The organism is Burkholderia sp. AW49-1 (genome assembly GCF_053427845.1).
This window is the reverse complement of sequence record NZ_JBSAXF010000018.1, coordinates 79,949-103,695: the sequence shown is the minus strand read 5'-3', so window position 1 is coordinate 103,695 and position 23,747 is coordinate 79,949. Positions and strand designations below refer to the sequence as shown.

General features: G+C 68.4%; 21 protein-coding genes. 8 read left to right on the top strand and 13 right to left on the bottom strand.

Annotation, left to right across the window (positions count from 1 at the left end):
* The first annotated feature begins 7 nt into the window (after window positions 1–7).
* From ACV22W_RS24035 to ACV22W_RS24025, 3 genes are all read left to right on the top strand, one after another.
* Window positions 8–202: a DUF6726 family protein gene (locus ACV22W_RS24035; protein WP_448022190.1), complete on the top strand. Its 195-nt coding sequence runs from the start codon at window positions 8–10 to the stop codon at window positions 200–202.
* 82 nt (window positions 203–284) lie between these two features.
* On the top strand, window positions 285–668 hold the full coding sequence (locus ACV22W_RS24030; RefSeq protein WP_448022189.1) for an MliC family protein: 384 nt from the start codon (window positions 285–287) through the stop codon (window positions 666–668).
* 433 nt (window positions 669–1,101) lie between these two features.
* Complete coding sequence (locus ACV22W_RS24025) at window positions 1,102–2,637, top strand: DEAD/DEAH box helicase (RefSeq protein WP_448022188.1); 1,536 nt, start codon at window positions 1,102–1,104, stop codon at window positions 2,635–2,637.
* Window positions 2,638–2,881: 244 nt separating this feature from the next.
* On the opposite strand, the gene gluQRS is transcribed toward ACV22W_RS24025, so the two are convergent.
* Both gluQRS and ACV22W_RS24015 read right to left on the bottom strand, forming a co-directional pair.
* Window positions 2,882–3,775, bottom strand: a complete 894-nt coding sequence (gene gluQRS / locus ACV22W_RS24020) for a tRNA glutamyl-Q(34) synthetase GluQRS (protein ID WP_448022187.1) — start codon at window positions 3,773–3,775, stop codon at window positions 2,882–2,884.
* A 22-nt stretch (window positions 3,776–3,797) separates the two neighbouring features.
* On the bottom strand, window positions 3,798–4,652 hold the full coding sequence (locus ACV22W_RS24015) for a sulfurtransferase (protein ID WP_448022186.1): 855 nt from the start codon (window positions 4,650–4,652) through the stop codon (window positions 3,798–3,800).
* Between the two features lie 222 nt (window positions 4,653–4,874).
* Between ACV22W_RS24015 and dnaE the strand changes: the two genes are divergently transcribed.
* The 3 genes from dnaE (at window position 4,875) to ACV22W_RS24000 (ending at window position 11,235) form a co-directional block, all read left to right on the top strand.
* Window positions 4,875–8,408, top strand: coding sequence for a DNA polymerase III subunit alpha (gene dnaE / locus ACV22W_RS24010; RefSeq protein WP_448022185.1), 3,534 nt, complete (start codon window positions 4,875–4,877; stop codon window positions 8,406–8,408).
* Between the two features lie 325 nt (window positions 8,409–8,733).
* A complete protein-coding gene (locus tag ACV22W_RS24005; RefSeq protein WP_448022184.1) occupies window positions 8,734–9,822 on the top strand; it encodes a glycosyltransferase family 9 protein in 1,089 nt (362 codons plus the stop codon).
* A 234-nt stretch (window positions 9,823–10,056) separates the two neighbouring features.
* Complete coding sequence (locus tag ACV22W_RS24000; RefSeq protein WP_448022183.1) at window positions 10,057–11,235, top strand: glycosyltransferase family 9 protein; 1,179 nt, start codon at window positions 10,057–10,059, stop codon at window positions 11,233–11,235.
* A gap of 143 nt (window positions 11,236–11,378) precedes the next feature.
* Here the strand turns inward: ACV22W_RS24000 and ACV22W_RS23995 are convergent, their stop codons facing one another.
* The 3 genes from ACV22W_RS23995 to ACV22W_RS23985 form a co-directional block, all read right to left on the bottom strand.
* Entirely contained in the window at window positions 11,379–12,659 is a 1,281-nt protein-coding gene (locus tag ACV22W_RS23995; protein ID WP_448022182.1) for an O-antigen ligase family protein, read from the bottom strand.
* 134 nt (window positions 12,660–12,793) lie between these two features.
* Entirely contained in the window at window positions 12,794–13,636 is an 843-nt protein-coding gene (locus ACV22W_RS23990; RefSeq protein ID WP_448022181.1) for a glycosyltransferase family 2 protein, read from the bottom strand.
* A 127-nt stretch (window positions 13,637–13,763) separates the two neighbouring features.
* The gene (locus ACV22W_RS23985) at window positions 13,764–14,516 is read right to left on the bottom strand and encodes a glycosyltransferase family 2 protein (protein ID WP_059527280.1); all 753 of its coding nucleotides are present in this window, start codon (window positions 14,514–14,516) and stop codon (window positions 13,764–13,766) included.
* A 223-nt stretch (window positions 14,517–14,739) separates the two neighbouring features.
* Between ACV22W_RS23985 and msbA the strand changes: the two genes are divergently transcribed.
* Window positions 14,740–16,491: a lipid A export permease/ATP-binding protein MsbA gene (gene msbA, locus ACV22W_RS23980; protein ID WP_448022203.1), complete on the top strand. Its 1,752-nt coding sequence runs from the start codon at window positions 14,740–14,742 to the stop codon at window positions 16,489–16,491.
* 88 nt (window positions 16,492–16,579) lie between these two features.
* Entirely contained in the window at window positions 16,580–16,975 is a 396-nt protein-coding gene (locus tag ACV22W_RS23975; RefSeq protein WP_448022180.1) for an RcnB family protein, read from the top strand.
* 58 nt (window positions 16,976–17,033) lie between these two features.
* Here ACV22W_RS23975 and ACV22W_RS23970 read toward each other — a convergent pair whose 3' ends face one another.
* The 8 genes from ACV22W_RS23970 to rsfS form a co-directional block, all read right to left on the bottom strand.
* Complete coding sequence (locus tag ACV22W_RS23970) at window positions 17,034–17,612, bottom strand: FUSC family protein (protein WP_448022179.1); 579 nt, start codon at window positions 17,610–17,612, stop codon at window positions 17,034–17,036.
* 31 nt (window positions 17,613–17,643) lie between these two features.
* A complete protein-coding gene (locus ACV22W_RS23965; protein WP_448022178.1) occupies window positions 17,644–18,903 on the bottom strand; it encodes an MFS transporter in 1,260 nt (419 codons plus the stop codon).
* The gene (locus ACV22W_RS23960) at window positions 18,900–19,865 is read right to left on the bottom strand and encodes a PRC-barrel domain-containing protein (protein WP_448022177.1); all 966 of its coding nucleotides are present in this window, start codon (window positions 19,863–19,865) and stop codon (window positions 18,900–18,902) included. Before ACV22W_RS23960 ends, ACV22W_RS23965 begins: the two co-directional genes overlap by 4 nt.
* Window positions 19,866–20,190: 325 nt before the next feature.
* Window positions 20,191–20,526 (bottom strand): YggL 50S ribosome-binding family protein, encoded by a 336-nt coding sequence (locus ACV22W_RS23955; RefSeq protein WP_448022176.1) that lies wholly within the window; start codon window positions 20,524–20,526, stop codon window positions 20,191–20,193.
* Between the two features lie 121 nt (window positions 20,527–20,647).
* On the bottom strand, window positions 20,648–22,117 hold the full coding sequence (gene rng / locus ACV22W_RS23950) for a ribonuclease G (RefSeq protein WP_059820640.1): 1,470 nt from the start codon (window positions 22,115–22,117) through the stop codon (window positions 20,648–20,650).
* A gap of 8 nt (window positions 22,118–22,125) precedes the next feature.
* Window positions 22,126–22,758: a Maf family protein gene (locus ACV22W_RS23945; protein ID WP_448022175.1), complete on the bottom strand. Its 633-nt coding sequence runs from the start codon at window positions 22,756–22,758 to the stop codon at window positions 22,126–22,128.
* A 51-nt stretch (window positions 22,759–22,809) separates the two neighbouring features.
* Window positions 22,810–23,280 (bottom strand): 23S rRNA (pseudouridine(1915)-N(3))-methyltransferase RlmH, encoded by a 471-nt coding sequence (rlmH, locus tag ACV22W_RS23940; RefSeq protein ID WP_044844705.1) that lies wholly within the window; start codon window positions 23,278–23,280, stop codon window positions 22,810–22,812.
* A gap of 19 nt (window positions 23,281–23,299) precedes the next feature.
* Complete coding sequence (gene rsfS / locus ACV22W_RS23935) at window positions 23,300–23,746, bottom strand: ribosome silencing factor (RefSeq protein ID WP_448022173.1); 447 nt, start codon at window positions 23,744–23,746, stop codon at window positions 23,300–23,302.
* Between the last annotated feature and the right edge of the window lies 1 nt (window position 23,747).

Here is a 23,747-nt window from a genome sequence, read left to right as displayed (position 1 = left end):
GAGCGCGATGGCCTCGACAGGGCGGCGGATCGGACGTATCGGCAAGGTGGGCGCCGCGCTGGCGCTGGTCGCGAGCCTCGCGGGGTGCGGCCTCGCGGCCGCGCCGTGCCGGGTCGCATCGGCCGGGCTGAAGATCGTGCCGGTCGTCGGCCATGTCGCGGCCGCGCCGACCGATGCGTGCGCCGACGTCATCGATCCCTGAGCGACGAACGCTCAATCCATGACCAACGATAACCGCGCGTCCCGCGAGGGCGTGCTTCCACCCGTCTCGTGAGAGGACCTGCATGATTCGCCAAACCTTCGCCGCGCTCGCGCTGGCCGGCGCCGCCGTTTCCGTCGCGCATGCCGCGCAACTGACCGTCGAGGAGATCGACGCCGATTCGCGCCAGCAGGCCCTCTATCAGTGCGCGAACCAGAAGCAGCCGGTGCGCGTGTCGTACTGGCGCGCGGGCAACGGCCAGAGTTTCGCGCTGGTGCCGGTCAACGGGCAGCAACTGCTGTTCGTCGATACCGTTTCGGCGTCGGGTGTGCGCTACCAGGCCGGACGCTATACGTGGTGGACGAAGGGCAAGGAAGGGACGCTGCGCGACGAGATCGCCGACCAGAATGCGGCACCGCTGCTGGGTGACTGCGTGCAGGTCGAGAAGAAGAAAAAGAAGAAGGGCTGAGCGCCGCGCGCGATCGGATAGGGCGTGCCGGCGTGTCGATTGCCGCGTTCGATGCGGGCAGCCTCGTTCGACCTCCAGCCGGGTCGCGGGGCATGCGGCCCTCGGGCTCGTCGGCCGCTTGCCGATTTCCCGAGGCATACGCCTGTAATTCGACCCCTATTTATGTCGATCAGCCGATCGGGGATGGCCCGGTCGCTCGACGCATGCCCCCGCGCACGGCCTGCGGGAGCTCGCCGCGAACCGCCACCGTGGGCATTCGCGGCGTTGTCACGGACAGATTGCTGCGCAGTGCTACAATACGGCCCTTTCCGCCGGCATTCGCGCCGAACGGAGTCCGCACGGCCTGTGGCGCCCGATGTTCGAAATGAACCGGTCCCAAGCGCCAGAGCGGCGCCGCGCGGCGCGCCGCGGCTCCGTCTACTTCCGAATTGTGATGAGCGCAGGCCCGGCCGGCCTGACGCACGATGTCCCCGCCGCGCCTTTTGAGCGAAACGCCACCATGTCCGATTCTGTCGCCAAGCCAGTCGACGCAACCTTCGATCAATTCGGCCTTGCCGCCGATATCCTGAAAGCCATTGCGGAGCAGGGTTATACGACGCCGACGCCGATCCAGGCGCAGGCCATTCCGGTCGTGCTCGCCGGCCGCGACGTCATGGGCGCCGCGCAAACGGGCACCGGCAAGACCGCGAGCTTCTCGCTGCCGATCCTCCAGCGGCTGCTGCCGCAGGCCAACACGAGCGCATCGCCCGCGCGCCACCCGGTGCGCGCGCTGATCCTCACGCCGACCCGCGAGCTCGCCGACCAGGTCGCCGCGAACGTTCATGCGTACGGGAAGCACACGCCGCTGCGCAGCGCGGTGGTGTTCGGCGGCGTCGACATGAACCCGCAGATGGCCGAGCTGCGCCGCGGCGTCGAGATCCTGATCGCGACGCCCGGCCGCCTGCTCGACCACGTGCAGCAGAAGACGGCAAACCTCGGGCAGGTGCAGATGCTCGTGCTCGACGAGGCCGACCGGATGCTCGACATGGGCTTCCTGCCGGACCTGCAGCGCATCCTGAACCTGCTGCCGAAGGAGCGCCAGACGCTGCTGTTCTCGGCCACCTTCTCGCCGGAAATCAAGAAGCTCGCATCGACCTACCTGCGCAACCCGCAGACGATCGAGGTCGCGCGCAGCAACTCGACCAACGCGAACGTCACGCAGATCGTCTACGACGTCGCCGAAGGCGACAAGCAGGCCGCCGTCGTGCAGCTGCTGCGCGATCGCGGGCTCAAGCAGGTGATCGTGTTCTGCAACAGCAAGATTGGCGCAAGCCGGCTGGCCCGCAACCTCGAGCGCGACGGCGTGGTCGCGTCGGCGATCCACGGCGACAAGACGCAGATCGAGCGGATGCAGGCCCTCGACGCGTTCAAGCGCGGCGAAATCGAGGCGCTGGTCGCAACCGACGTGGCCGCGCGCGGTCTGGACATCGCCGAACTGCCGGCAGTGATCAACTTCGACCTGCCGTTCAACGCGGAAGACTACGTGCACCGGATCGGCCGCACGGGCCGCGCGGGCGCGACGGGCGATGCGCTGTCGCTCTGCAGCCCGAACGAGCGCAAGCAGCTCGCCGATATCGAGAAGCTGATCAAGCGTCCGCTCGACGTGCAGACGCTCGCGCTCGACAAGCCGGCGCGCCATCGTCACGACGAGCGTGGCGGCGATCGCGGGGGTGAACGCGGCGGCCGCCGCGAGCGCGACGAGCATCGCGGTGCGTCGGGGCGTCGTTCGGGCGGTTCCGAGCGTGGCGGCCACCACCGTCGTCACGAGGCGCCGATCGACGATTTCTTCCTGAAGCCATACGAACCGTCGGCGCCGGCGAAACAGCCGGAAGAGACGAAGTCCGCGCAGCAGCCCGAGAAGAAGGGGCCGAAGCGTCAGGTCGCCGCGCTGCTCGGCGGCTTCGGAATGCCGCGCAAACCGTCGGCGTAAGCGGGCGGTTCAGACAGTCGGCGCGGCGCGCGAGCGCGGCCATGGAAACGGGTGCATGCGATGAGCATGTGCCCGTTTTTCATTGGGCGAGACGATTCGTGACGAGGCAGCCGGGAGGAGGGATGACTGATCGCGTGGGCGGGGGCTTCGGTGCGGTGTCGTCAGCGCGCGTGCAGTTTCTCGTCGATTCAGCGCTGACGGACGCCGGAACGCGGTCGATACGAACCGGGATTCCGCGAGCGGCTCAGCCGGCGCGTGGCCCGAAGCGACGCGCCCACCCATCGGTCGCGGCCGCGTAGAACGCATCCATCGTATCGCCCGATGCATCGCCATCGGCGGCAAGGCCGAGATGTGCGGCGGCGGCCCGCAGCGCCGGCAGCGGATCCTCGCGCTGGAGCGCGATCGCGCCGGTCTGCTTGCTGAGCTTTTCGCCGTTCGCGTCGACGACGACGGGCACGTGCAGGTATTGGGGCGTCGGCACGCCGAGACAACGCTGCAGGTAGATCTGGCGCGCGGTCGAATCGAGCAGGTCGGCGCCGCGCACGACGTGCGTGATGCCCGCGTCGGCATCGTCGACCACGACCGCGAGCTGATACGCCCATTGACCGTCCGCGCGCTTCAGCACGAAATCGCCGACGTCGGTCGCGAGGTTCTGCGCTTGCATGTGCTGCCAGCGGTCGTCGAACGTGACGATCGCATCGTCGCCGTCCGGCACGCGCAACCGCCACGCGCGCGCGGGCTTGCCGTGCAGGCCGGAGCGGCAGGTGCCCGGGTACGCGAGCGTCGTGTGGCGCTCGTGCGCGGCACGTAGCGAATCGGCGATTTCCTTGCGCGTGCAGCCGCACGGGTAGACGAGCCCCGCGTCGACGAGCCGGTCGAGCGCGGCCGCATAGTTGGCCTCGCGCGTGCTTTGCCACACGGGCGGTTCGTCGGGCGTCATGCCGAAATGCGCGAGCGTCGCGAGGATGTCGTCGGCGGCGCCGGGCACCGTGCGCGGGCCGTCGATATCTTCGATCCGCACGAGCCACGCGCCGCCGTGCGCCCGTGCGTCGAGCCAGCTCGCGAGCGCACCGACCAGCGAGCCGAAATGCAGCGGGCCGGTGGGCGACGGCGCGAAGCGGCCGCGGTAGCCGTTCATCGGGGTGCGGTGCGACGCGCGCTTACGCGGCGCTGGCGGCCTGCGCGCAGGCCGGGCACGACTGGCCTGCCACGTAGCTCGGCGATTGCTGGGCTTCCGGCGTGACGACCGCGCGGCACGCGAAGCACGTGACGTTTTCGGTCGGCTGCAGTTGCGGGTTCAGCGCGGTGCGGTAGTCGAACACGAAGCAGTCGCCGTGATAGTGCGCGCCGCCGACTTCCTCGAAGTACTTCAGGATCCCGCCCTCGAGCTGGTACACGTTCTCGATGCCGATTTCCTTCATGTGGATCGCCGCCTTTTCGCAGCGGATGCCGCCCGTGCAGAACGACACGACCGTCTTGCCCTCGAGATCGGCGCGGTTCGCGTCGATCACTTCCGGGAACTCGCTGAACTTGTCGATCCGGTAGTCGAGCGCGTCGTCGAACGTGCCGACGTCCACTTCGAACGCGTTGCGCGTGTCGAGCATCACGACCGGGCGACCGGCATCGTCGTGGCCGCGGTCGAGCCACGCCTTCAGCGTGCGCGCGTCGACCGACGGCGCGCGGCCAAGCTCCGGCTTGATCGCGGGCTTCTTCATCGTGATGATCTCGCGCTTCAGGCGCACGAGCATTCGGCGGAACGGCTGCGAGTCGGACAGGCTCTCCTTGAACTGCAGTGTCGCGAACTTGCCTTCGAACAGCGGATCGTGGCGGATGTAGTCGATGAACGCGTCGGTCGCTTCGCGAGCGCCGGCGATGAACAGGTTGATGCCTTCCGGCGCGAGCAGGATCGTGCCGCGCAGGCCGAGTTCGTTGCAGCGGGCGGTGACGAGCGGGCGCCATTGCTCGGTCGCGTCGAGCGACACGAAGTGGTAGGCGGCAAGGTTGACGATGGTCATGGTGGTCCGACGGGAAAACGGCCGCGGCCGTGCGGCGGGCGCACGGCGGCCCCGCAAAAAAGGGTGCGAAGCCGGGGCGATGATTCGAAAACCCGTATTATCCCGCAAACTGCGCATGCGCCGGCACCCGGCCGTTCGGCCAACGTCGCGCGCATCGGCCGAACGGCCGGGCGCGGGGATTTTTTGGGCAGCCTTCACGACGACGCGGCTACAATATCGCCCATGTCAGATCCCCGCTTCGTCCATCTCCGCGTTCACTCCGAATTCTCGATTGCCGACGGCATCGTGCGTCTCGACGACATCGTCAAGGCGGCGGCCGCGGACGGTCAGGGCGCGCTCGCCCTCACCGATCTCGGCAACGCGTTCGGCCTCGTCCGTTTCTACCAGGAAGCCCGCGGCAAGGGCATCAAGCCGATCGCCGGCTGCGACGTCTGGATCACCAATCCGGACGATCGCGACAAACCGTCGCGCCTGCTGCTGCTGGTGAAGGACAAGGTCGGCTACCTGAACCTGTGTGAGCTGCTGTCGAAGGCGTGGCTCACGAATCAGTATCGCGGCCGCGCGGAACTCGACGCGAGCTGGCTCGAAGGCGAGCTTTCGCATGGGCTGCTCGCGCTGTCGGGTGCGCAGCAGGGCGATATCGGGCTCGCGTTCGCGGCCGGTAACGAGGAAGCCGCGCGCCGGCATGCCGAGCGCTGGGCGAAGGTGTTCCCGGGCGGCTTCTACATCGAACTGCAGCGTTACGGCCAGCCGGGCGCCGAGGCGTACATCCAGCAGGCCGCGACGCTCGCCGCGTCGCTGAAGCTGCCGGTCGTCGCGACGCATCCGACGCAGTTCATGACCGACGACGATTTCACCGCGCACGAGGCGCGCGTGTGCATCTCGGAAGGCGACATGCTCGCGAATCCGCGACGCCAGAAGCGCTTCACGACCGATCAATATTTCCGCACGCAGGACGAGATGGCCGCGCTGTTCGCCGACTTGCCGTCGGCGGTCGCGAACACGGTCGAGATCGCGAAGCGCTGCAACCTGAAGCTCGAGCTCGGCAAGCCGAAGCTGCCGCTGTTTCCGACACCGGACGGCATGTCGCTCGATGACTACCTTGTCCAGCTGTCGAAGGAAGGGCTCGAGAAGCGCCTCGAACAGCTGTATCCGGATGCGGCGGAGCGCGAAGCGCAGCGTGACACCTACTACAAGCGGCTCGAGTTCGAGTGCGGGACCATCACGAAGATGGGCTTCCCCGGCTACTTCCTGATCGTTGCGGACTTCATCAACTGGGCGAAGAACAACGGTGTGCCGGTCGGCCCGGGCCGCGGCTCGGGCGCCGGTTCGCTGGTCGCGTACGCGCTCGGCATTACCGATCTGGACCCGCTGCGTTACAACCTGCTGTTCGAGCGATTCCTGAATCCGGAACGCGTGTCGATGCCCGACTTCGACATCGACTTCTGCCAGCACGGCCGCGATCGCGTGATCCAGTACGTGAAGGAAAAATACGGCGCGGACGCCGTGTCGCAGATCGCAACCTTCGGCACGATGGCCGCGAAGGCGGCCGTGCGCGACATCGGCCGCGTGCTCGACCTCGGCTACATGTTCACCGACGGCGTCGCGAAGCTGATCCCGTTCAAGCCCGGCAAGCACGTGACCATCGCCGACGCGATGAAGGAAGAGCCGCAACTGCAGGAGCGCTACGACCACGAGGACGAAGTGCACCAGCTGCTCGATCTCGCGCAGCGCGTCGAGGGCCTGACGCGTAACGTCGGGATGCACGCGGGCGGCGTGCTGATCGCGCCCGGCAAGCTGACCGACTTCTGCCCGCTGTACACGCAGGGCGACGACGGCGGTGTCGTCAGCCAGTACGACAAGGACGACGTCGAAGCCGTCGGCCTCGTGAAGTTCGACTTTCTGGGCCTCACGACGCTGACGATCCTCGACTGGGCCGAGCGCTACATCCGCCGTCTCGATGCGTCGAAGGCCGACTGGTCGCTCGCGCAGGTGCCGCTCGACGATCCGGCATCGTTCCAGATCCTGAAGAAGGCCAACACGGTCGCCGTGTTCCAGCTGGAAAGCCGCGGGATGCAGGGCATGCTGAAGGACGCGCAGCCCGACCGTTTCGAGGACATCATCGCGCTCGTGTCGTTGTACCGTCCGGGCCCGATGGACCTGATCCCGAGCTTCTGCGCACGGAAGCACGGCCGCGAGAAGGTCGACTATCCGGATCCGCGCGTCGAACCCGTCCTGAAAGAGACCTACGGCATCATGGTCTATCAGGAGCAGGTGATGCAGATGGCGCAGATCATCGGCGGCTACTCGCTCGGCGGCGCCGACCTGCTGCGTCGCGCGATGGGCAAGAAGAAGCCCGAGGAGATGGTCAAGCACCGCGAGATCTTCGCCGAGGGTGCGGCGAAGAACGGCCTCACGCGCGAGAAGTCCGACGAGATCTTCGACCTGATGGAGAAGTTCGCGGGTTACGGCTTCAACAAGTCGCACGCGGCGGCCTACGCGCTGCTCGCGTATTACACCGCGTGGCTGAAGGCGCACCATCCGGCCGAATTCATGGCGGCCAACATGACGCTCGCGATGGACGACACCGACAAGGTGAAGATCCTGTTCGACGACTGCGTCGTCAATAATCTCGCCGTGCTGCCGCCGGACATCAACCAGTCGCATTACCGGTTCGAGCCGGTCGCGGAAGCCGACGGCAAGCGCTCGCGCACGATACGCTACGGTCTCGGCGCGGTGAAGGGCAGCGGCCAGAACGCGATCGAGGAGATCCTGCGCGCGCGCGAGGAGAAGCCGTTCACCGACCTGTTCGATTTCTGCGAGCGGATCGACCGGCGTGTCGTCAACCGTCGCACGGTCGAGGCGCTGATCCGTGCCGGCGCGTTCGATTCGCTGAACGCGAATCGCGCGCAGATGCTCGCGTCGGTGCCGCTCGCGATGGAAGCGGCCGACCAGGCCGCGGCGAACGCGATGCAGGCGGGCCTGTTCGACATGGGGGCCGAGTCGCCGCACGCGCATGCGCTCGTCGACGAACCCGCGTGGGACGACAAGCGCCGCCTGCAGGAAGAGAAGGGCGCGCTCGGCTTCTACTTGTCCGGCCACCTGTTCGATGCGTATCGCGACGAGGTGCGTCGGTTCGTGCGGCAGAAGGTTGGCGACCTGAAGGAAGGGCGCGACAAGCTCGTCGCGGGCATCATCGCATCGCTGCGCACGCAGATGACCCAGCGCGGCAAGATGCTGATCGCGTTGCTCGACGACGGTTCGGGCCAGTGCGAGATCACGATCTTCAACGAACAGTTCGAGGCGAACAAGGCGCTGTTCAAGGAAGACGAACTGCTGATCGTGCAGGGGCAGGCGCGCAACGATGCGTTCACCGGCGGCATCCGTTTCACGGCCGACACGGTGATGGATCTCGAGCGTGCGCGCAGCCGCTACGCGCAGGCAGTGCGGCTCACGATGAACGGCAATGCGGATGCGGCGGCGCTGCGCCGCGTGCTCGAGCCGCACGTGTCGAAGGACGATCCGGCGGCCGCGCAGGCGGTCGAGGCGCCTGCGCCGCGCGGCGGCGGGCGCGACGGCGGCCGTCGCCCGCAGGCGCCGCTGCCGAACGGGCTCGCGGTCCAGGTTCACTACAGCAACGCGCGCGCGCAGGGTGAAATGCGTCTCGGCGACGCGTGGCGCGTCAAACCGAGCGACACGCTGCTCGCGGAGTTGCGCGCGACGTTCGACGGCAGCATCGTCGAAATCGCGTACTGAGCGGTCTCCGCCTGACGGTTGCGGTCTGCGCGGCCCGTCGCATCGCCATCGTGCGGTGCGGCGGGCCGTTTTCATTTCGGCGGGTGCTTGGGGCCGTCATCCGGACGCTATACAATCCGTCGCGCGCGCGACGCAAATGCGGCGCCGGCCGCGGCATGTCCGCCGGCCGGGGCGATATTGCGCGCGTGAAAACGGGGGCGGTTCGGCGCGGCACGCGATGCGGCGCGGTGCCGCGAGCGAACATGCGACGAGGCCGGCACGGGGAAGAGCGCCAGGATGCCGGTCGGTACGCGACGATAAAAACACCGACAGCACGACCACAACAATGGCCAACGGGAAACCGGCGAGGCGGATCCTCGTGATCCGGATTGACTTTCTAGGCGACATGCTGTGCACGACCGCTTTCCTCGGCGCGCTGAAACAGCGCTGGCCCGGTGCGGAACTGCACGTGGTCGCGAACCGCTACAACGCGGCCGCGCTGGCCGGCAACCCGGACGTGCACGCGGTCCACACCTACGTGTACAGCCGTCAGTGCGAGCGCAACGACCGCCCGGGACGAATGCGCGCGCTCTTCGACAGGCTGCGGCTCGTGCGCCGGCTGCGTCGCTTGCGGTTCGACCTCGTGGTCGTGCCGAACGGCGGCATGCATCGCAGCAGCATCCAGTTCGCGCGGCAGCTCGGCGTGAAGGACTGCCGCTGGCACGATGCCGATTCAGAATTCGACGATCGCAAGCCCGAACACGTCGCGTCGCGGCCGATGTGCCATGAGGCGCTGTCGGGGTTCCGGCTCGTGCCCGAACTGGGCCGCACCGGGCTCGACGGTCTCGAGCTGTCCGTGCATCCGAACCGCGCGCTGCAGGAAACGTGGTGTCGGCTGCTCGGGCCGCGCACGAAGCCGCGCGTCGGGCTCTTCGTGTCGAACAAGGCGGCCGAGCGGCGCTGGCCGGCCGATCGATGGCGCGACCTCGGCCGGCGGCTCGCACCGCTCGCCGACGTGATCGTGTTCCGCGATCCCGCCGTGTCGGCTGCGGCCGACCACGACATGTGGCGAGACGTGGACGCCCGGCATGTCGCGCCGTCGTCGGTCGCCGAACTGATGGCCGCCGCGAGCCTGCTCGACACGATCGTGTCGGCCGACAGCGCGCCCGTGCATCTCGCGTCGGCGCTCCGCGTGCCGGTCGCCGCGCTGTTCGAGGACCGTCCCGAGAAATACCGGCGCTGGCATCCGCTCGGCGTGCCGCACGTGATCCTGCGGGCCGGGGCAACGGTCGACGCGATCGGCGTCGACGCGCTCGAGCGCGCGGTGCTTCATCTGCTGACGGAGGCCGAACAGTCCGACGACGCGATGGACGGCGCGGTGCCGCTCCCGGCCGCCACGTTCGAGGAACCTGGCCTCGACGCAATCGTTTCGTAGCTTCGGAAAGGCCGGCAGCGGGCACTGTCACCGAACGCGCAAACGGGCGCCAGGCGGCGCGATGGCCGCAGGCCGCGTGGTGCGCGGCGCGTCGTCGTCTGCGCCGATGCCGGACGGGCGCCCCCAAATTCCGACCGCGACGCGTTGCCGACGCCTGCGTCCGACGCCACGCCACCGGCCGCAAAATCCTGTACATTGCGAGCCTTGTCCAGCCAGCTAGACGGAATGATCGCCGTGGCCCTGTTTTCTTCCGCCCGCACGCCCAGAACCATCCTCGTCGCAGCCCCGCGCCGTATCGGCGACGTGCTGCTGACGACGCCGCTCGTGCGTTCGCTGAAGGCACGCTGGCCCGACGCGCAGATCGACATGCTGGTGTTTCGCGGCACCGAGGGCGTGCTGGAGCACAACCCCGACGTGCGGCGCGTGATCGTCGTCGCGCAGCGTGCGGGATTCCGGGAGCGTTTGCGCGATGCGCTGTCGATGTGGCGCCGCTACGATCTCGCGTGCGCGGCGCTGAGCTCCGACCGGCCGCGTTTCTACAGCTGGTTCGCCGGCCGCAAGCGCGTCGGCCTCGTCGATCCGAACCGCGTCACGTGGCTGACGCGAATGATGCTGAACGGCATCGCGATCAATCATCACGAATCCGCGCATACGGTCGTCAGCACGCTCGCGCTCGCACCGGTGATCGGCATCGAGCCGGTATCCGAGGTCGTCGCGCCGGGCATCGGCGACGATCCCGCGCGGCGCGCGCGATTCGACGCGTGGCTGGCCGAATCGCCGGCGATCCGCGACGGCAAGCCGCTCGTTGTGCTGCATCCATATCCGATGTTCCGCTACAAGCAATGGCGGCTCGAAGGCTGGGTCGAGATGATCGCATGGCTGCGCGCGCAGGGATTTGCGATCGCGCTTTCGGGCGGCCCCGCCGATCGCGAGCGCGAGTACGCGGAGCAGGTCGCGGCCGAGGCGGGCGGCGACGTGCTGAATCTGGTCGGCCGCCTGACGTTCGGCGAAAGTGCGGAACTGGTGCGGCGCGCGCGGCTCTTCATCGGGCCCGATACGGGCGCGACGCACGTCGCGGCCGCGACGGGCACCGACACGATCGCGCTGTTCGGTCCGTCCGATCCGGTGCGCTGGGGGCCGTGGCCGCAGCATTGGCCGGCGACCGAGAATCCGTGGGCGCTGCGCGGCTCCGCGCGGCACGGCAACGTGTGGCTGCTGCAGGGCGAGGGCGATTGCGTACCGTGCCGGCATGAAGGCTGCGAGCGCCATGTCGACAGCCGCAGCGACTGCCTCGTCAATCTCGGCACGCAGCGTGTGAAGGCGGCGGCGGCCGAGATGCTCGGGCTGAATCCGCCGGGCGCCGCCGACGCGGTCATCGACACGTCGCGCTTGCATCGCGCGCGTTCCGACTGACGCGTAAGGCCTTGCATTTCCTGATTTGAACGGTAGGGGAGCGGCGACGCGTCGACGGCGCGTGTGCGCCGCCATTGAAGCCTGAGAGGTCGAACCTGCGGCGGGCGGCAACGCGGATCGCGTGCCGCCCGCCGCATGATGCGTTACGCGCTGCGCCGGATCGCCGACGTCTCGCGGGGCAGTGCTTCGGTGCGCGCGCCGCAGCCGAGCAGAATGCCGGCGAGCAGCACCAGCAGGTGACCTTCGGCGAAATCGAGCAGCAGCGAATTCGCGAGGCTGCCGATCGCAAAGATCGCGAGCCATGCGAGCAGCAGTTGCCGCGAACGCGGATCGAGCGCGCGGCTGCCGCGCGCGATCTGCACGATCAGGTTCAGGAACAGCAAGACGCCGAGCGTGCCGAGCTGCACGGCCATCAGCAGGTATTCGTTATGCGGATTCGACGTGAGCTGCCCTTCGGCGGCCGTCTTGCCGGCCGTGAGCTTCTCGAACTCGAATTCGAGGCCGCCCGCACCGTAGCCGATCAGGGGACGCATGCGATACAGCTCGAGCCCCTTCTTGTACCATTCGAGACGCAGCCCGGTCGACGTGACCGCGTCGGTCTGCCGATACTGCTGCACTTCCGACACGACCTTCAGAAGCCGGCCGTTGTGCACCGTGCACGCGGCGACGACGAGCGCGACGCCCGCCAGGACCAGCGCTCCGGCGGCGAGCCCCGCGCGCAGCGCCGACTGGCGGCGCATCAACAGCACGAAACGCACCGCGACGACGAGGATCAGCAGCAGCGCGATGACCTGCCCGGTGCGCCCCTGCAGCATCACGAACACGTTGATCAGCGACCACGCGGCGACGCCGGCATACGCGGCTCGCGACAGCGCTGTGCGGGCCGACAGCGCGAGGTCGGCCGCCTGATAAAACAGCAATGCGCCGAACATGCCGGCCGCGATGTGGTTCTTGAACACCCAGGCACGCGACAGCGGCAGTTCGGTCGCATGCGCGGGCCCGATCGCGGTCAGCCCGAGATAGTTGGTGGTCGACAGCAGCAGGATCACGCACAGCGTGCCGAACCACGCTCGTCGCACGATCGGCGCCCAGTTCGAGTGGCGGAAGGCGAGCACGGCAAACGGCAGCAGCAGCAGCTTGTCGTACTTGGCGACCCAGTTCCACGCCTTCGGGTGCGGCGCGACCGTATAGGTGACGCTCGCGGTCAGCGCCGCGAGGATCAGGAGCGCCGCGAGCGACGCCGGTTCCGTGACGAACGTGCGCAGGTCGCGCCAGAATTCGGGGGAGATGACGAGCGCGGCCGCGAACAGGCCGCAGAACACGTTGGTCAGTGCGGTCGAGACGGGCACCATGCACAGCGCGATGACGGCGAAGGCGCGGGCGGCGGTCAGGCGCCGCGTGGCGGGAGCGGAAAACGAAAGCATCGGAACCTGTCGAATGGACGAATGCGGGATGCGGGCACCGTGCCGCATGCCGCGCGTCCCGGCGGCACTGCGCGGGACGAAGCGCGCAGTATACGCGAAGCGACGGGCGTTTCCTTGCCGTTTCCGGGGTCGGATCAGCTGAATGCGCGCTTGATTCGCGAGCGCAACAGTGCGCGCTTCAGGCGTCCTTCGACGGCCGGCGTGTCGAGCGCGAGTTGCGAGCCTGCCGGTTCGCCGCGATGCAGGTAATAGCGGTCGAACGTGGCCTGCGTCATTCCCCATTTGTTGAGGAACTGGCGGCGGCCGTCGTTCTTGACGATCTTGCCCGTGCTTTTCTGCTGGAAGTGATAGACGAGGCTGTCGCCGACGCCGAGGAAGATCCGGCAGCCGGCGTCCCAGAATTTCATCGAGAAGTCGTTGTCGCTGCTCATCCCCGGCGACAGCTCGCTGCTGTAGCCGCCGATGCGGTTCCACCAGTCGCGGTGCACGAGCGTCGGCGGCCAGGTCGAACCGAGCCAGTCCGCGCGCGCGAGCCGCGGCGTGGCCGCGACGAGGCCGGCCGCGTCAAACTGTTCGGCGTCGCGGCCGAAATTGCTGACGACGACGCACGGGTTGCGCGTGTCGACCGGCTCGACCATCGTGCCGGACAGCATGAACAGGTCGGTCGGCATCTGCTCGATGCGCCGCACGAGCGCCGCGTCCCAGCCGGGGCAACAGTACATGTCGTCGTTCATGTAGACGACGTAGTCGCGCGTCGCGCGCGCGGCGGCCAGGTTCACGGCGTGGCAGATGCCGATGTTGGCCGGCGACGCGGTGTGCTCGATGCCTTCGCTGCGCACCCAGTCGAGCGTGCCGTCCGAGCCGTCGTTCACGTGCACGATGATCTGGTGGTCGTACGCCGAATGACGGCGCAGGCTGTCGACGACGAGCTTGAGGTACGGCAGGTTGTTCCAGGTCGGGATGATGATGGAGAACATGGCGGTCGGATTCGGTGGTCGTCGTGTCGGCGGCGCGTGGCATGGCGCCGCGCTCGGGCAGCCCGGCATTGTAACGCCGGGCCGGCCGCATGCCGGCGGCGTCAGGGTCGGGGCAGGGGGCGCGCGCTCAGCGGGCCGGCTCGTGGCCGAGCTTCAGGAACCGGTAATACACCGTTTCCGCGTTGAACACGGCGATCATGAAACCCGCTCGGCCGTCGAGAAACCCGCGCCGCAGCACGTAGGTCCGAACGAACGCCCATGCGCCGCGCGCGAGCGCCTTGCCGAAGCCGCCGCGCTGGCCGGCCGCGCGGCGCTGGCGCGCGCCGGCCGTCGAATACGCATCGAGCTTGCGCACGACGGTCTCGAAATCCTCGTACGAATAGTGCATCAGCTTGCCCGGCAGCCGCTGTGCGGGCGTGTCGAACACCAGCCGTTCGTGCACCAGGTCGTCGGAGAAGCGGGCGGTGCCGCGCCGGAACAGGCGCGGCACCCAGTCCGGATACCAGCCGCTGTGGCGGATCCATTGGCCGCAGAAGCTCGACAGCCGGTCGAGCGCATAGACCTGCGCGGCCGGCGCGCGGATGGCCGCGCGGATCGACTGCGCGAGCTCCGGGCTGACCACCTCGTCGGTGTCGAGCGACAGGATCCAGTCGGTGTCGAGGGCGTCGAGCGCGCGGTTCTTCTGCGGGCCGAAGCCCGGCCAGTCGCGCTCGACGATCACGCGGGCGCCGTGCGCGCGGGCGATCGCGACGGTATCGTCGGTGCTGCCGCCGTCGATCACGACGACGTCGTCGGCGAAGGTCAGCGCGTCGAGGCACTGCGCGAGCCGCGCGGCCGCGTTGAGGGCGATGAGGGCGACGCCGAGGGTGGGTTCTGCCATGAAATCGTCGAAAAGGCGGAGAAAACGGTGAGCGGCAGTATACCCGCGCGCCGGCCGGCGGCCGCTTCGGCGACGGCCATGCCGGCACGGGCGGTACAGCTATAATGTTGGGCCTTTTTCGGCACCCGCCGGACGGGGTGAATTCCGGGCAGTCACGCCCCGGGCGCCGCGTCGCGGCTCAAGAAGGATTGCCTTGGAAACCCAGAACACTCTTCGCAAACCGATGGACGGCACCGGTACGTCGCCGGTCACGGTCCTCAAGCGCCTGTGGCCGTACATCCGGCCGCTCATCGGCATCGTGCTGCTCGCCGTGATGACGATGGGCGTCGTCGCGGCCACGGAAGCCGGGATCCCGGCACTGCTCAAGCCGCTGCTCGACCACGGCTTCGGCTCGCACGGCAGCGACCGCGCGAAATGGTATGTGCCGATCGCGGTGATCGGCCTCGCGCTCGTGCGCGGCGTGTCGCAGTACACGTCCAACTACCTGCTCAACTACGTGTCGAACCGCATCCTGCTGCAGCTGCGGCTCGAGATGTTCCAGCGGATGATCCACACGGGCGCGTCATTCTTCCAGCGCGAGACTGCGAGCACCGTGATCAACGCGATCGTGTTCGAGGTCAACCAGATCCTGTCGGTGCTGACCGGCGTGATGGTCACGCTCGTGCGCGACTCGCTGACCGTGGTGTTCCTGCTCGGCTACCTGTTCTACCTGAACTGGCGGCTCACGCTGATCGTCGCGGTGATCCTGCCGGGCATCGGCTGGCTCGTCAGCAAGATCAACCGTCGCCTGCGCCGCCTGAACCGCGAGCATCAGACGCTGACCAACGAGCTGTCGTACATCGTCGAGGAGACGGTCGGCGGCTACAAGGTCGTGAAGGTGCACAACGGCGAAGCGTACGAGATGGAGCGCTTCACGACGATGAGCAAGCGCCTGCGCGGCTACGCGATGCGCATGACGATCTCGGGCGGGCTCGCGCAGCCGCTGACGCAGTTCCTCGCGTCGATCGCGCTCGCGGTCGTGATCACGATCGCGGTCGTGCAGTCGACCAACGACCAGACGACGGTCGGCGGCTTCGTCGCGTTCGTCACGTCGATGCTGCTGGTGATTTCGCCGCTCAAGCACCTGATCGACGTCAACCAGCCGCTGCAGCGCGGGATGACGGCCGCCGAGCTGATCTTCGGGCTGATCGACGAGCCGGCCGAGCCGCAGGGCGGCGGCCGTGCGCTGCCGCACGCTCGCGGCGAGATCGAATTCCGCGACGTGTCGTTCGACTACGGCGCCTCCGAGCGGCCGACGCTCGACCGCATTTCGTTCAAGGTCGCGCCGGGCGAGATGATCGCGCTCGCGGGGCCGTCGGGCAGCGGCAAGACGACCCTCGTCAACCTTCTGCCACGTTTCTTCGATCCGACGGGCGGCGCGATCCTGGTCGACGGCGTGCCGGTGGCCGACTACGACCTTCACGCGCTGCGTGGCCAGATGGCGATGGTCAGCCAGGACGTCGTGCTGTTCAACGACACGATCGCCGCGAACGTCGCGTACGGGCAGACGCCCGACCGCGCCCGCGTGCAGGCGGCGCTCGAGGCGGCGAACCTCGCCGACGCGGTCGCCGCGATGCCCGACGGGCTTGACACGCTGGTCGGCGGCAACGGGATGCGTCTGTCGGGCGGCCAACGGCAGCGGCTCGCGATCGCGCGCGCGATCTACAAGGATGCGCCGATCCTGATCCTCGACGAGGCGACCTCGGCGCTCGATTCGGAATCCGAGCGTCACGTGCAGGCCGCGCTCGAGCGGCTGATGGAAGGGCGCACGACGCTCGTGATCGCGCACCGGCTGTCGACGATCGAGCGTGCGGACCGGATCCTCGTGCTCGAAGCCGGCAAGATCGTTGAAACGGGCAGCCACGACGAGCTGCTGCGCCATGGCGGGCTGTACGCGCACCTCCACCGGATCCAGTACCAGCAGCAGGCGGCGTGACGTCGGTTCGCACCCGTGTGCTAGTCTTCATCGGGCAGGTCCGGTTTCGTTGTTTCCGGTTCGACGTGACAACACGGAGGGAAGGGCAATGAAGAAGATGCACGGGATGATGCTGGCCGCGCTGGTCGCGGCCGGTTTCGCAGCGCCGGTCGCGATGGCGCAGGATCACGGCAACTACGACAACAAGCATGGAGACCACGGCGGCCCGGGCATGCGGCACGGCCACGGCCCGAAGCACATGCCGCCGGGCCAGGCGATGCATCGCGAAGACGACGTGCCGCCGCGCTGGGCCGACCAGCCGCGCCGTGAGTGGCACAAGGGCGATCGTCTCCCGGACGAATTCCGCGATCGCCAGTACGTGGTCGACGACTGGCGCGGTTATCGCCTGAGCCCGCCGCCGCGTGGCTATCACTGGGTGGGCGTCGGCGGCGACTACTTGCTCGTGCAGATCGGCTCGGGCATCGTGCTGCGGGTCGGTCCGTAACACCCGCCGCCGATCGTCGATTCATCCGGCTGCCGGGGCGTGTGCTCCGGCAGCCGCGTCACTTGTCCTTACTCTTGTCCGCCGCCCGGCGGAACCAGCGCCGCTCGACCCGCGACATCGCCCAGCACACGGCCAGCGCGCAGACGGTGCCGAGCGCCACTTCCCCGAGCCGCATCAGCGGAATGTCCCATAGCGGGCCGTTGCCCGGAAACAGCAGCACGATCGTCGCGGTCACGCCACCGAGCCGCGCCGCGCTGCCGACGTTCAGGCACCAGCAGCTGACGATCGTGACCGCGACCGCGATCGCATAGGCGAGGAGGCGGTCGCCGCCGAGCGCGGCACCCGCGAAGCCGACCAGGCCGCCGATCATCGCGCCGATGAACTGGTCGCGCGACAGCGACATCGTGTCCGAATAGTTGTGCTGCGTGACGGCGATCGCGGTGACCGCCGCCCACACGGCCTGCTCGGTGTGCAGTGCGCGGCCGATCGTGTACGCAAGGCACGCGCCGCAGACGGCTTGCAACGCCATCAGCGTGCCTTGCGTGAGCCGCTCGCCGAAAGTCAGCCCCTTGAACAGATCGAAGATCGACTGCTGGATCTGCTGGCGAGCTTCGTTGAGTGTCCTGATCGTATCCATCGTGTCGGGCCGGGAAGCGGGGGCGAGCGCGTCAGTGCGCCTGTTCCGGCGATGCGGCGGCCGGCTCGCCGGTAGTCGCGTCGCCGTTCTCGACGCGCGTTTCCGGCATCGCGAGCCAGACCAGCAGCACCGCGAGCGCGCCGGCGGCGGCGAGCCCGAAGAAGCTGACCGCATTGCCGAAGTGATCGGCGACAAAGCCGGCCACGGCGGTGCTGAGCGTCGCGCCGATTCCGGCCGCGAGCCCGAACAGCCCGATGCACAGGTTGTAGCGGCCCTTGCCGCCCGCGACATCGGCCGCGATCAGCGGCAGCATCACGCCGAACACGGCCGCGCTGATGCCGTCGAGCATCTGCACCGGCACCAGCAGGTAGGGGCTGCTCACGCCGGCGAACAGCAGCGCGCGCACCGGCAGCGCCGAGAAGCCGAGCAGCAGGATCGGCCGGCGCCCCCAGCGTTGCGCGGAGCGGCCGACCCACGGCGACAGCATCGCGACGATCGCCTGCGGCACGATGATGCACGCGGCGATCACGAGCTGCACGTTCTCGCCCATCCCGGCCGTCACTTCGCCGGCCGCGAGGTTGAGCATCGCCGCGTTCGACAGATGGAACAGCACGACGCATGCCGCGAAGATCAGCATCCGGCGATCGCGCAGCAGCTCGAGCAGCGTCTCGCGCTCCTCGCCTTCGTCGCGGTCGTCGGGTTTCGACGCATGCGGGATCACTTCATGTGTCGGCTGGATCATCGCGAGCGCGAACAGCGCGGGCAACGCCAGCACGGCGGTCAGCCAGAACACCGCGCGCGCGGAGAAATATTCGCCGGTGAGCCCCATCAGGCCCGCGGCGACCGCGCTGCCGATCGATGCCCAGCGCGCGTTGCGGCCGAGCCGGTCGCCGAGGTCGGCGCGGCCGACCAGCGAGAACGAGATCGCGGCCATCGCGGGCACGAGCATGCAGCTCGCGAAGCCGTGGAACACTTCGGCCGCGATCACCGGCACGATCGTCGGGCTCGACGCGAGCAGCACCGCGGACAGGATGATGGCCGCGATCGCCCATGCCGCTGCGCCTTTCTTGTTCTTCAGCGCGTCGACGGCGGCGCCGCCCGGCACCTGGCTGACCATCGCGCTGATCGTGCCGATCGACAGCACCATGCCGATCTCGCCCTGCGTCCACTTGTGCGACGCGAGGTAGGACGCGATGAACGGACCGAACCCGGTTTGAACGTTTGCAACGAAAAAGTTGAGCCAGTCGAGGGCCCGGAGACTGCGAACGCTGACGGAATGCTTGATCGTCATCGGGCGGCACTCGCAGGCGAAGCCGGCGCGGCGGCAGTGACTGGCGGCGAGACCACGACGATCGGCTTGTCGGCCGCGTAGGGCGGCGACGCCTTGATCTGCGCGTCATTCAGGTCGAGTTGCGGACGCAGCGCCTTGTCGCGCGTGACGAAGCGCAGCGCGCCCCAGCTCGCGGCGATCGAGCGGCGGTCGGTATTGACGAGCCCGCCGAGGTCGAGCACGACGGCCTGCGGTTGCGCGCCGCGGTCGATCAGCACGTCGACGACCCGGCCGATCTTCGTGCCGTTCGGGCGTTCGACGTCGCTGTCGAGCAGCGGCAGACGCGTCGTGGGCGACGCCGCGGCCGAGCCCGACAGCGGCACGGCCTTGGGCCGGGCGGCCGGCGGCAGGTCGCCCGACGGCACGTCGAGGACGATCGGCTCCTGTTTGCCGCCCGGCGTGAAGCGGAACACGTTCCACGGGAAGACGACCTTGCGGTCGCCGACACCCATGAACCCCTGCAGGTTGACGATCATCTCGCGTGGTTTGCCGCTTGCGTCGGTCACCATGTCGACCGCGCGGCCGATCACCTTGCCGTTGCGGCGCGCGACCTCGCTGTCGAGCAGCGCATGGATCTGGGTGCGGTCGAGCGGGCGTGTCGCGACGAGCGGCGGCGGGGGCGGCGGAGGCGGCGTCGGCGATTCGGGGCGCTGCACCGGCTTCGGCTTCGTCGCTTCACGGTGCGGCTTCTTCGGCGCTTCCGGTTCCTCCGGCTGGACGAGCGGCGGCACGGGCGGCATCGTCAGCGGTTCGCCGGCGGTTTCCTCGACGGGCTCGACGAGCGCCTCGCTGATCGGTGCGGGCGGATTCTGGGTCGGCAGCAGCCCGCAGCCGGACAGCAGCGCGGCGGCCGCGAGAACGAGGAAAACCGTCGAGGACGGGAACGACATGCGGGATGCGGGAAACGGGAGTCCGCCGCTCATTGACACTCACTCCATGGGTCGGGGGCGGGCCCGGGGGCTCGCGGCTGGCGATGGATGGCGGGTGCGGGCGGCGCACCACGCGAGGTGAGAGTTTAACGTGTCTTCCTTTCAGGACTGATTTATGCGAAGAATCGGGCGCGGGATGACCGGGAAATGGCGGGGGGCGATCGTCGCAAGGGCGGCATTGGGGGGCACAACGAGCGCGGCGCCCGACCGTCGACGACAGGACGGGCGCCGCACGGGCTTCCGACGTGGCGTTACTTGACCAGCGCGCCGAGCGTCGTAGTCACCGGGGCGCCGTGCGAGGCGCGGAGCAACCGGAACGTCAGGCGTCCGGATACCACGCGTCGGTGAATTCGCTGACCTTGACGTCGGTCAGCTCCGGACGTGCGGCCAGCCACGCACGGACGTTCTCGCGGTCGGCATCGGTGGTCGTGCCGCGCGGCGCGCCGGAGATCACGTAGGCGCCGATCCCTTCGTCGGCGGATGCGACGGTCAGCAGCCCGTTCGCTTCGACGAAATCGATGAACGCGTCGATGAGCTGGCCGCGCTCGAGGTCGGACAGCTCGTTGCGGTATTGCGCAGTCGCGTTGAACGCGAGTTCCTGGAACTCGGCGATGTGGAGTTTCTTGCGCTGGCGGCGGTTGTGGCGTTGGCTCATGGTGTGTGATGAACGGGAAGAGGAAAAATGCAGCGACGGCGGGCGCGGGTGTGACATGCGCGAGCGGCCGGCGCCGCGTTGGATCGCCGCGCGGCATAGCCGGCGGCGGGCAGAGGGAACGTCACATCAGCACGATATCGTACTGCTCCTGGCTCAGGTTCGACTCGACCTGCAGCGATACCGGCTTGCCGATGAAGTCGATCAGCATCGCGAGATGCTGCGACTCCTCGTCGAGGAACAGGTCGATCACCTGCTGCGCGGCGATCACGCGGAATTCGCGCGGGTTGAACTGGCGCGACTCGCGCAGGATCTCGCGCAGGATGTCGTAGCACACGGTGCGCGACGTCTTAACCTGGCCCTTGCCCTGGCAGGTCGGGCACGGCTCGCACAGCACGTGCGCGAGCGATTCGCGCGTGCGCTTGCGCGTCATCTCGACGAGCCCGAGCTGCGAGAAGCCGTTGACCGTCACGCGCGTGCGATCGCGCGACAGCGCCTTCTTCAGCTCGGACAGCACCGCGTCGCGATGCTCGGCGTTCTCCATGTCGATGAAATCGATGATGATGATCCCGCCGAGGTTGCGCAGACGCAGCTGCCGCGCGATCGTATGCGCGGCCTCGAGGTTGGTCTTGAAGATCGTGTCGTCGAAGTTGCGCGCACCGACGTAGCCGCCGGTGTTCACGTCGATCGTCGTCATCGCCTCGGTCTGGTCGATCATCAGGTAGCCGCCCGACTTCAGGTCGACGCGGCGCGACAGCGCGCGCTGGATCTCCGTCTCGATGTTGTACAGGTCGAACAGCGGCCGCTCGCCGGTGTAGTGATGCAGCTTCGGGCTCACCGCCGGCGTGAACTCGCCCGCGAATTCCGCGAGGCGCTGGTAGGTCTCGCGCGAATCGACCTGGATGCGCGTCGTGTCGTCGTTCGCGAAATCGCGCAACACGCGCTGCGCGAGATCGAGATCCTGGTACAGCAGGCTCGTCGCCGGCAGCCGCTGCGCTTGCGCGACGATCGTCGCCCAGGTCTTGCGCAGATACGTGACGTCGCCCGCCAGTTCGTCGGAGGTCGCGTCCTCGGCGATCGTGCGCACGATGTAGCCGCCTTTCTCGTCCGGCGGGATCACGGCGGTCAGCCGTGCGCGCACGGCCTCGCGCTCGGCCTCGCTCTCGATCTTCTGCGAGATGCCGATGTGCGGCTCCTGCGGCAGGTACACGAGCGTGCGGCCCGCGATGCTGACCTGCGTCGACAGTCGCGCGCCCTTCGTTCCGATCGGATCCTTGATCACCTGGACCATCAGCGTCTGGCCTTCGAAGACGGTCTTCTCGATGGGCTGGTGCGGCGTGCCCGACTGCGGCTCGCCCGCGAGGCGCGGATGCCAGATGTCCGCGACGTGCAGAAACGCCGCGCGCTCGAGGCCAATGTCGATGAATGCCGACTGCATGCCGGGCAGCACGCGCACGACCTTGCCGAGGTAGATGTTGCCGACTCGCCCGCGCGACAGCGTGCGCTCGACGTGAAGCTCCTGCACCGCGCCTTGCTGGACGAGTGCGACCCGCGTTTCCTGCGGCGTGAGGTTGATCAGGATTTCTTCGTTCATGGTGGGATTCAGAAGTCGACGCGCGCGGCGCGCAGCAGTGCCGCGGTCTCAAAGAGGGGCAGACCCATGATACCCGAATGGGAGCCTTCGATTCGCTCGATGAATTCGGCCGCGCGCCCCTGGATCGCGTAGGCGCCGGCCTTGCCGAACGGTTCTCGGGTGTCGACGTAACGTTCGAACGCCTCGCGCGGCGTGGCCGCGAAGCGCACCGACGAGCGCGACAGCGCGGGCGGCAGCAGTTCGCCGTCGGCACCGATCACCGCGACCGCGGTCAGCACCTCGTGTTCGCGGCCCGCGAGGCGGGTCAGCATCGCGAGCGCGTCGGCGGCATCGGCCGGCTTGCCGAGGATCGCGCCGTCGATCGTCACGGTGGTGTCCGCAACCAGCACCGGCGCGGCCGGCTTGCCGCTCGCGACGAGGCGCGCACGCGCGGCCTCGGCCTTCGCGACGGTCACGCGCCGGACGTACGCATCGGCGGCTTCGCCGGGCAGTTCGGCTTCGAGCGCCTCGGCGTCCTCGTCGGGGCGCGGCAGCAGCAATTCGAAGCGCACGCCGATCTGCTGCAGCAGCTCCTGGCGGCGCGGGCTTTGCGAAGCGAGGTAAAGGGTCGGAAAAAGGGCGGGGGGCGTGCTGGACGGCATGGTGTCGTTATCTCGTTGAGCGCGCGCGCCGCGCGTCCCGAGGACGACGCGTCATGCGCGGTGGTAGGGGTGATTCTGCGTGATGCTCCACGCCCGGTAAAGCTGTTCGGCGAGCAGCACGCGCACCATCCCGTGCGGCAGCGTCATGCTCGAAATGCGCAGCAGCAGGTCGGCGCGCGCCTTGAGTTCCGGATCGAGCCCGTCGGCGCCGCCGATCACGAACGCGACGTCACGGCCGTCCTGCTGCCAGCCGGGCAGCGCCTGCGCGAGCTGCATGGTGGTCCAGTCGCGGCCGCGCTCGTCGAGCGCGACGATGCGCGCGCCCTTCGGCAACGCGGCCTCGATCTTCTGCCGCTCGGCCGCCATCACGCTTTCCGCGCTGCGGCCGCCCGAACGCAGTTCGGGCTTGATCTCGCGCAGCTCGATGCGCAGCTCGGGCGGCATGCGCTTCGTGTATTCGTCGAAGCCGGACGCGATCCAGCCGGGCATCTTGTGGCCGACCGCGAGGATGAAAAGCTTCATCGGGACGATTCGCTGCGGGTCAGCGGCGGCGGGCCGCCGTCTTGCGCGCCGGGCGTGCGGGCGCTTCTTCCTCGTCGTCCTCGTTTTCGCCGGCCGTCGCGACGCCGTTCGGGCCCTTGCCGCCGCCGAGCTTCATCCGCACGGGCTTGTCGCCCCAGATTTCCTCGAGGTTGTAGTACTGGCGCAGCGCCGGTTGCAGGATGTGGACGACGGCGTCGCCGCAATCGACCAGCACCCATTCGCCCGTGTCTTCGCCCTCGGAGCTGACGATGTCGCCGCCGGCTTCCTTGACCTTGTCGCGCACGCTCGACGCGAGCGCCTTGGTCTGGCGGTTCGACGTGCCCGACGCGACGATCACGCGGTCGAACAGTTCGGTCAGGTGGCTGGTGTTGAACACCTTGATGTCTTGCGCCTTGATGTCTTCGAGAGCGTCGACGATCACGCGCTGCAGTTTGCGGATATCCATG

Bases quoted from the DNA above. Each gene is read 5' to 3' on its own strand.
- rng (WP_059820640.1), bottom strand. From the start codon at position 22,117: ATGAACGAAGAAATCCTGATCAACCTCACGCCGCAGGAAACGCGGGTC.
- ACV22W_RS23955 (WP_448022176.1), bottom strand. From the start codon at position 20,526: ATGAGCCAACGCCACAACCGCCGCCAGCGCAAGAAACTCCACATCGCC.
- rlmH (WP_044844705.1), bottom strand. From the start codon at position 23,280: ATGAAGCTTTTCATCCTCGCGGTCGGCCACAAGATGCCCGGCTGGATC.
- ACV22W_RS23960 (WP_448022177.1), bottom strand. From the start codon at position 19,865: ATGAGCGGCGGACTCCCGTTTCCCGCATCCCGCATGTCGTTCCCGTCC.
- ACV22W_RS23970 (WP_448022179.1), bottom strand. From the start codon at position 17,612: ATGGATACGATCAGGACACTCAACGAAGCTCGCCAGCAGATCCAGCAG.
- gluQRS (WP_448022187.1), bottom strand. From the start codon at position 3,775: ATGAACGGCTACCGCGGCCGCTTCGCGCCGTCGCCCACCGGCCCGCTG.
- ACV22W_RS23975 (WP_448022180.1), top strand. From the start codon at position 16,580: ATGAAGAAGATGCACGGGATGATGCTGGCCGCGCTGGTCGCGGCCGGT.
- ACV22W_RS24035 (WP_448022190.1), top strand. From the start codon at position 8: ATGGCCTCGACAGGGCGGCGGATCGGACGTATCGGCAAGGTGGGCGCC.
- msbA (WP_448022203.1), top strand. From the start codon at position 14,740: ATGGACGGCACCGGTACGTCGCCGGTCACGGTCCTCAAGCGCCTGTGG.
- ACV22W_RS24005 (WP_448022184.1), top strand. From the start codon at position 8,734: ATGGCCAACGGGAAACCGGCGAGGCGGATCCTCGTGATCCGGATTGAC.
- dnaE (WP_448022185.1), top strand. From the start codon at position 4,875: ATGTCAGATCCCCGCTTCGTCCATCTCCGCGTTCACTCCGAATTCTCG.
- ACV22W_RS23990 (WP_448022181.1), bottom strand. From the start codon at position 13,636: ATGTTCTCCATCATCATCCCGACCTGGAACAACCTGCCGTACCTCAAG.
- ACV22W_RS23985 (WP_059527280.1), bottom strand. From the start codon at position 14,516: ATGGCAGAACCCACCCTCGGCGTCGCCCTCATCGCCCTCAACGCGGCC.
- ACV22W_RS23995 (WP_448022182.1), bottom strand. From the start codon at position 12,659: ATGCTTTCGTTTTCCGCTCCCGCCACGCGGCGCCTGACCGCCGCCCGC.
- ACV22W_RS23965 (WP_448022178.1), bottom strand. From the start codon at position 18,903: ATGACGATCAAGCATTCCGTCAGCGTTCGCAGTCTCCGGGCCCTCGAC.
- ACV22W_RS24030 (WP_448022189.1), top strand. From the start codon at position 285: ATGATTCGCCAAACCTTCGCCGCGCTCGCGCTGGCCGGCGCCGCCGTT.
- ACV22W_RS24025 (WP_448022188.1), top strand. From the start codon at position 1,102: ATGAGCGCAGGCCCGGCCGGCCTGACGCACGATGTCCCCGCCGCGCCT.
- rsfS (WP_448022173.1), bottom strand. From the start codon at position 23,746: ATGGATATCCGCAAACTGCAGCGCGTGATCGTCGACGCTCTCGAAGAC.
- ACV22W_RS24015 (WP_448022186.1), bottom strand. From the start codon at position 4,652: ATGACCATCGTCAACCTTGCCGCCTACCACTTCGTGTCGCTCGACGCG.
- ACV22W_RS23945 (WP_448022175.1), bottom strand. From the start codon at position 22,758: ATGCCGTCCAGCACGCCCCCCGCCCTTTTTCCGACCCTTTACCTCGCT.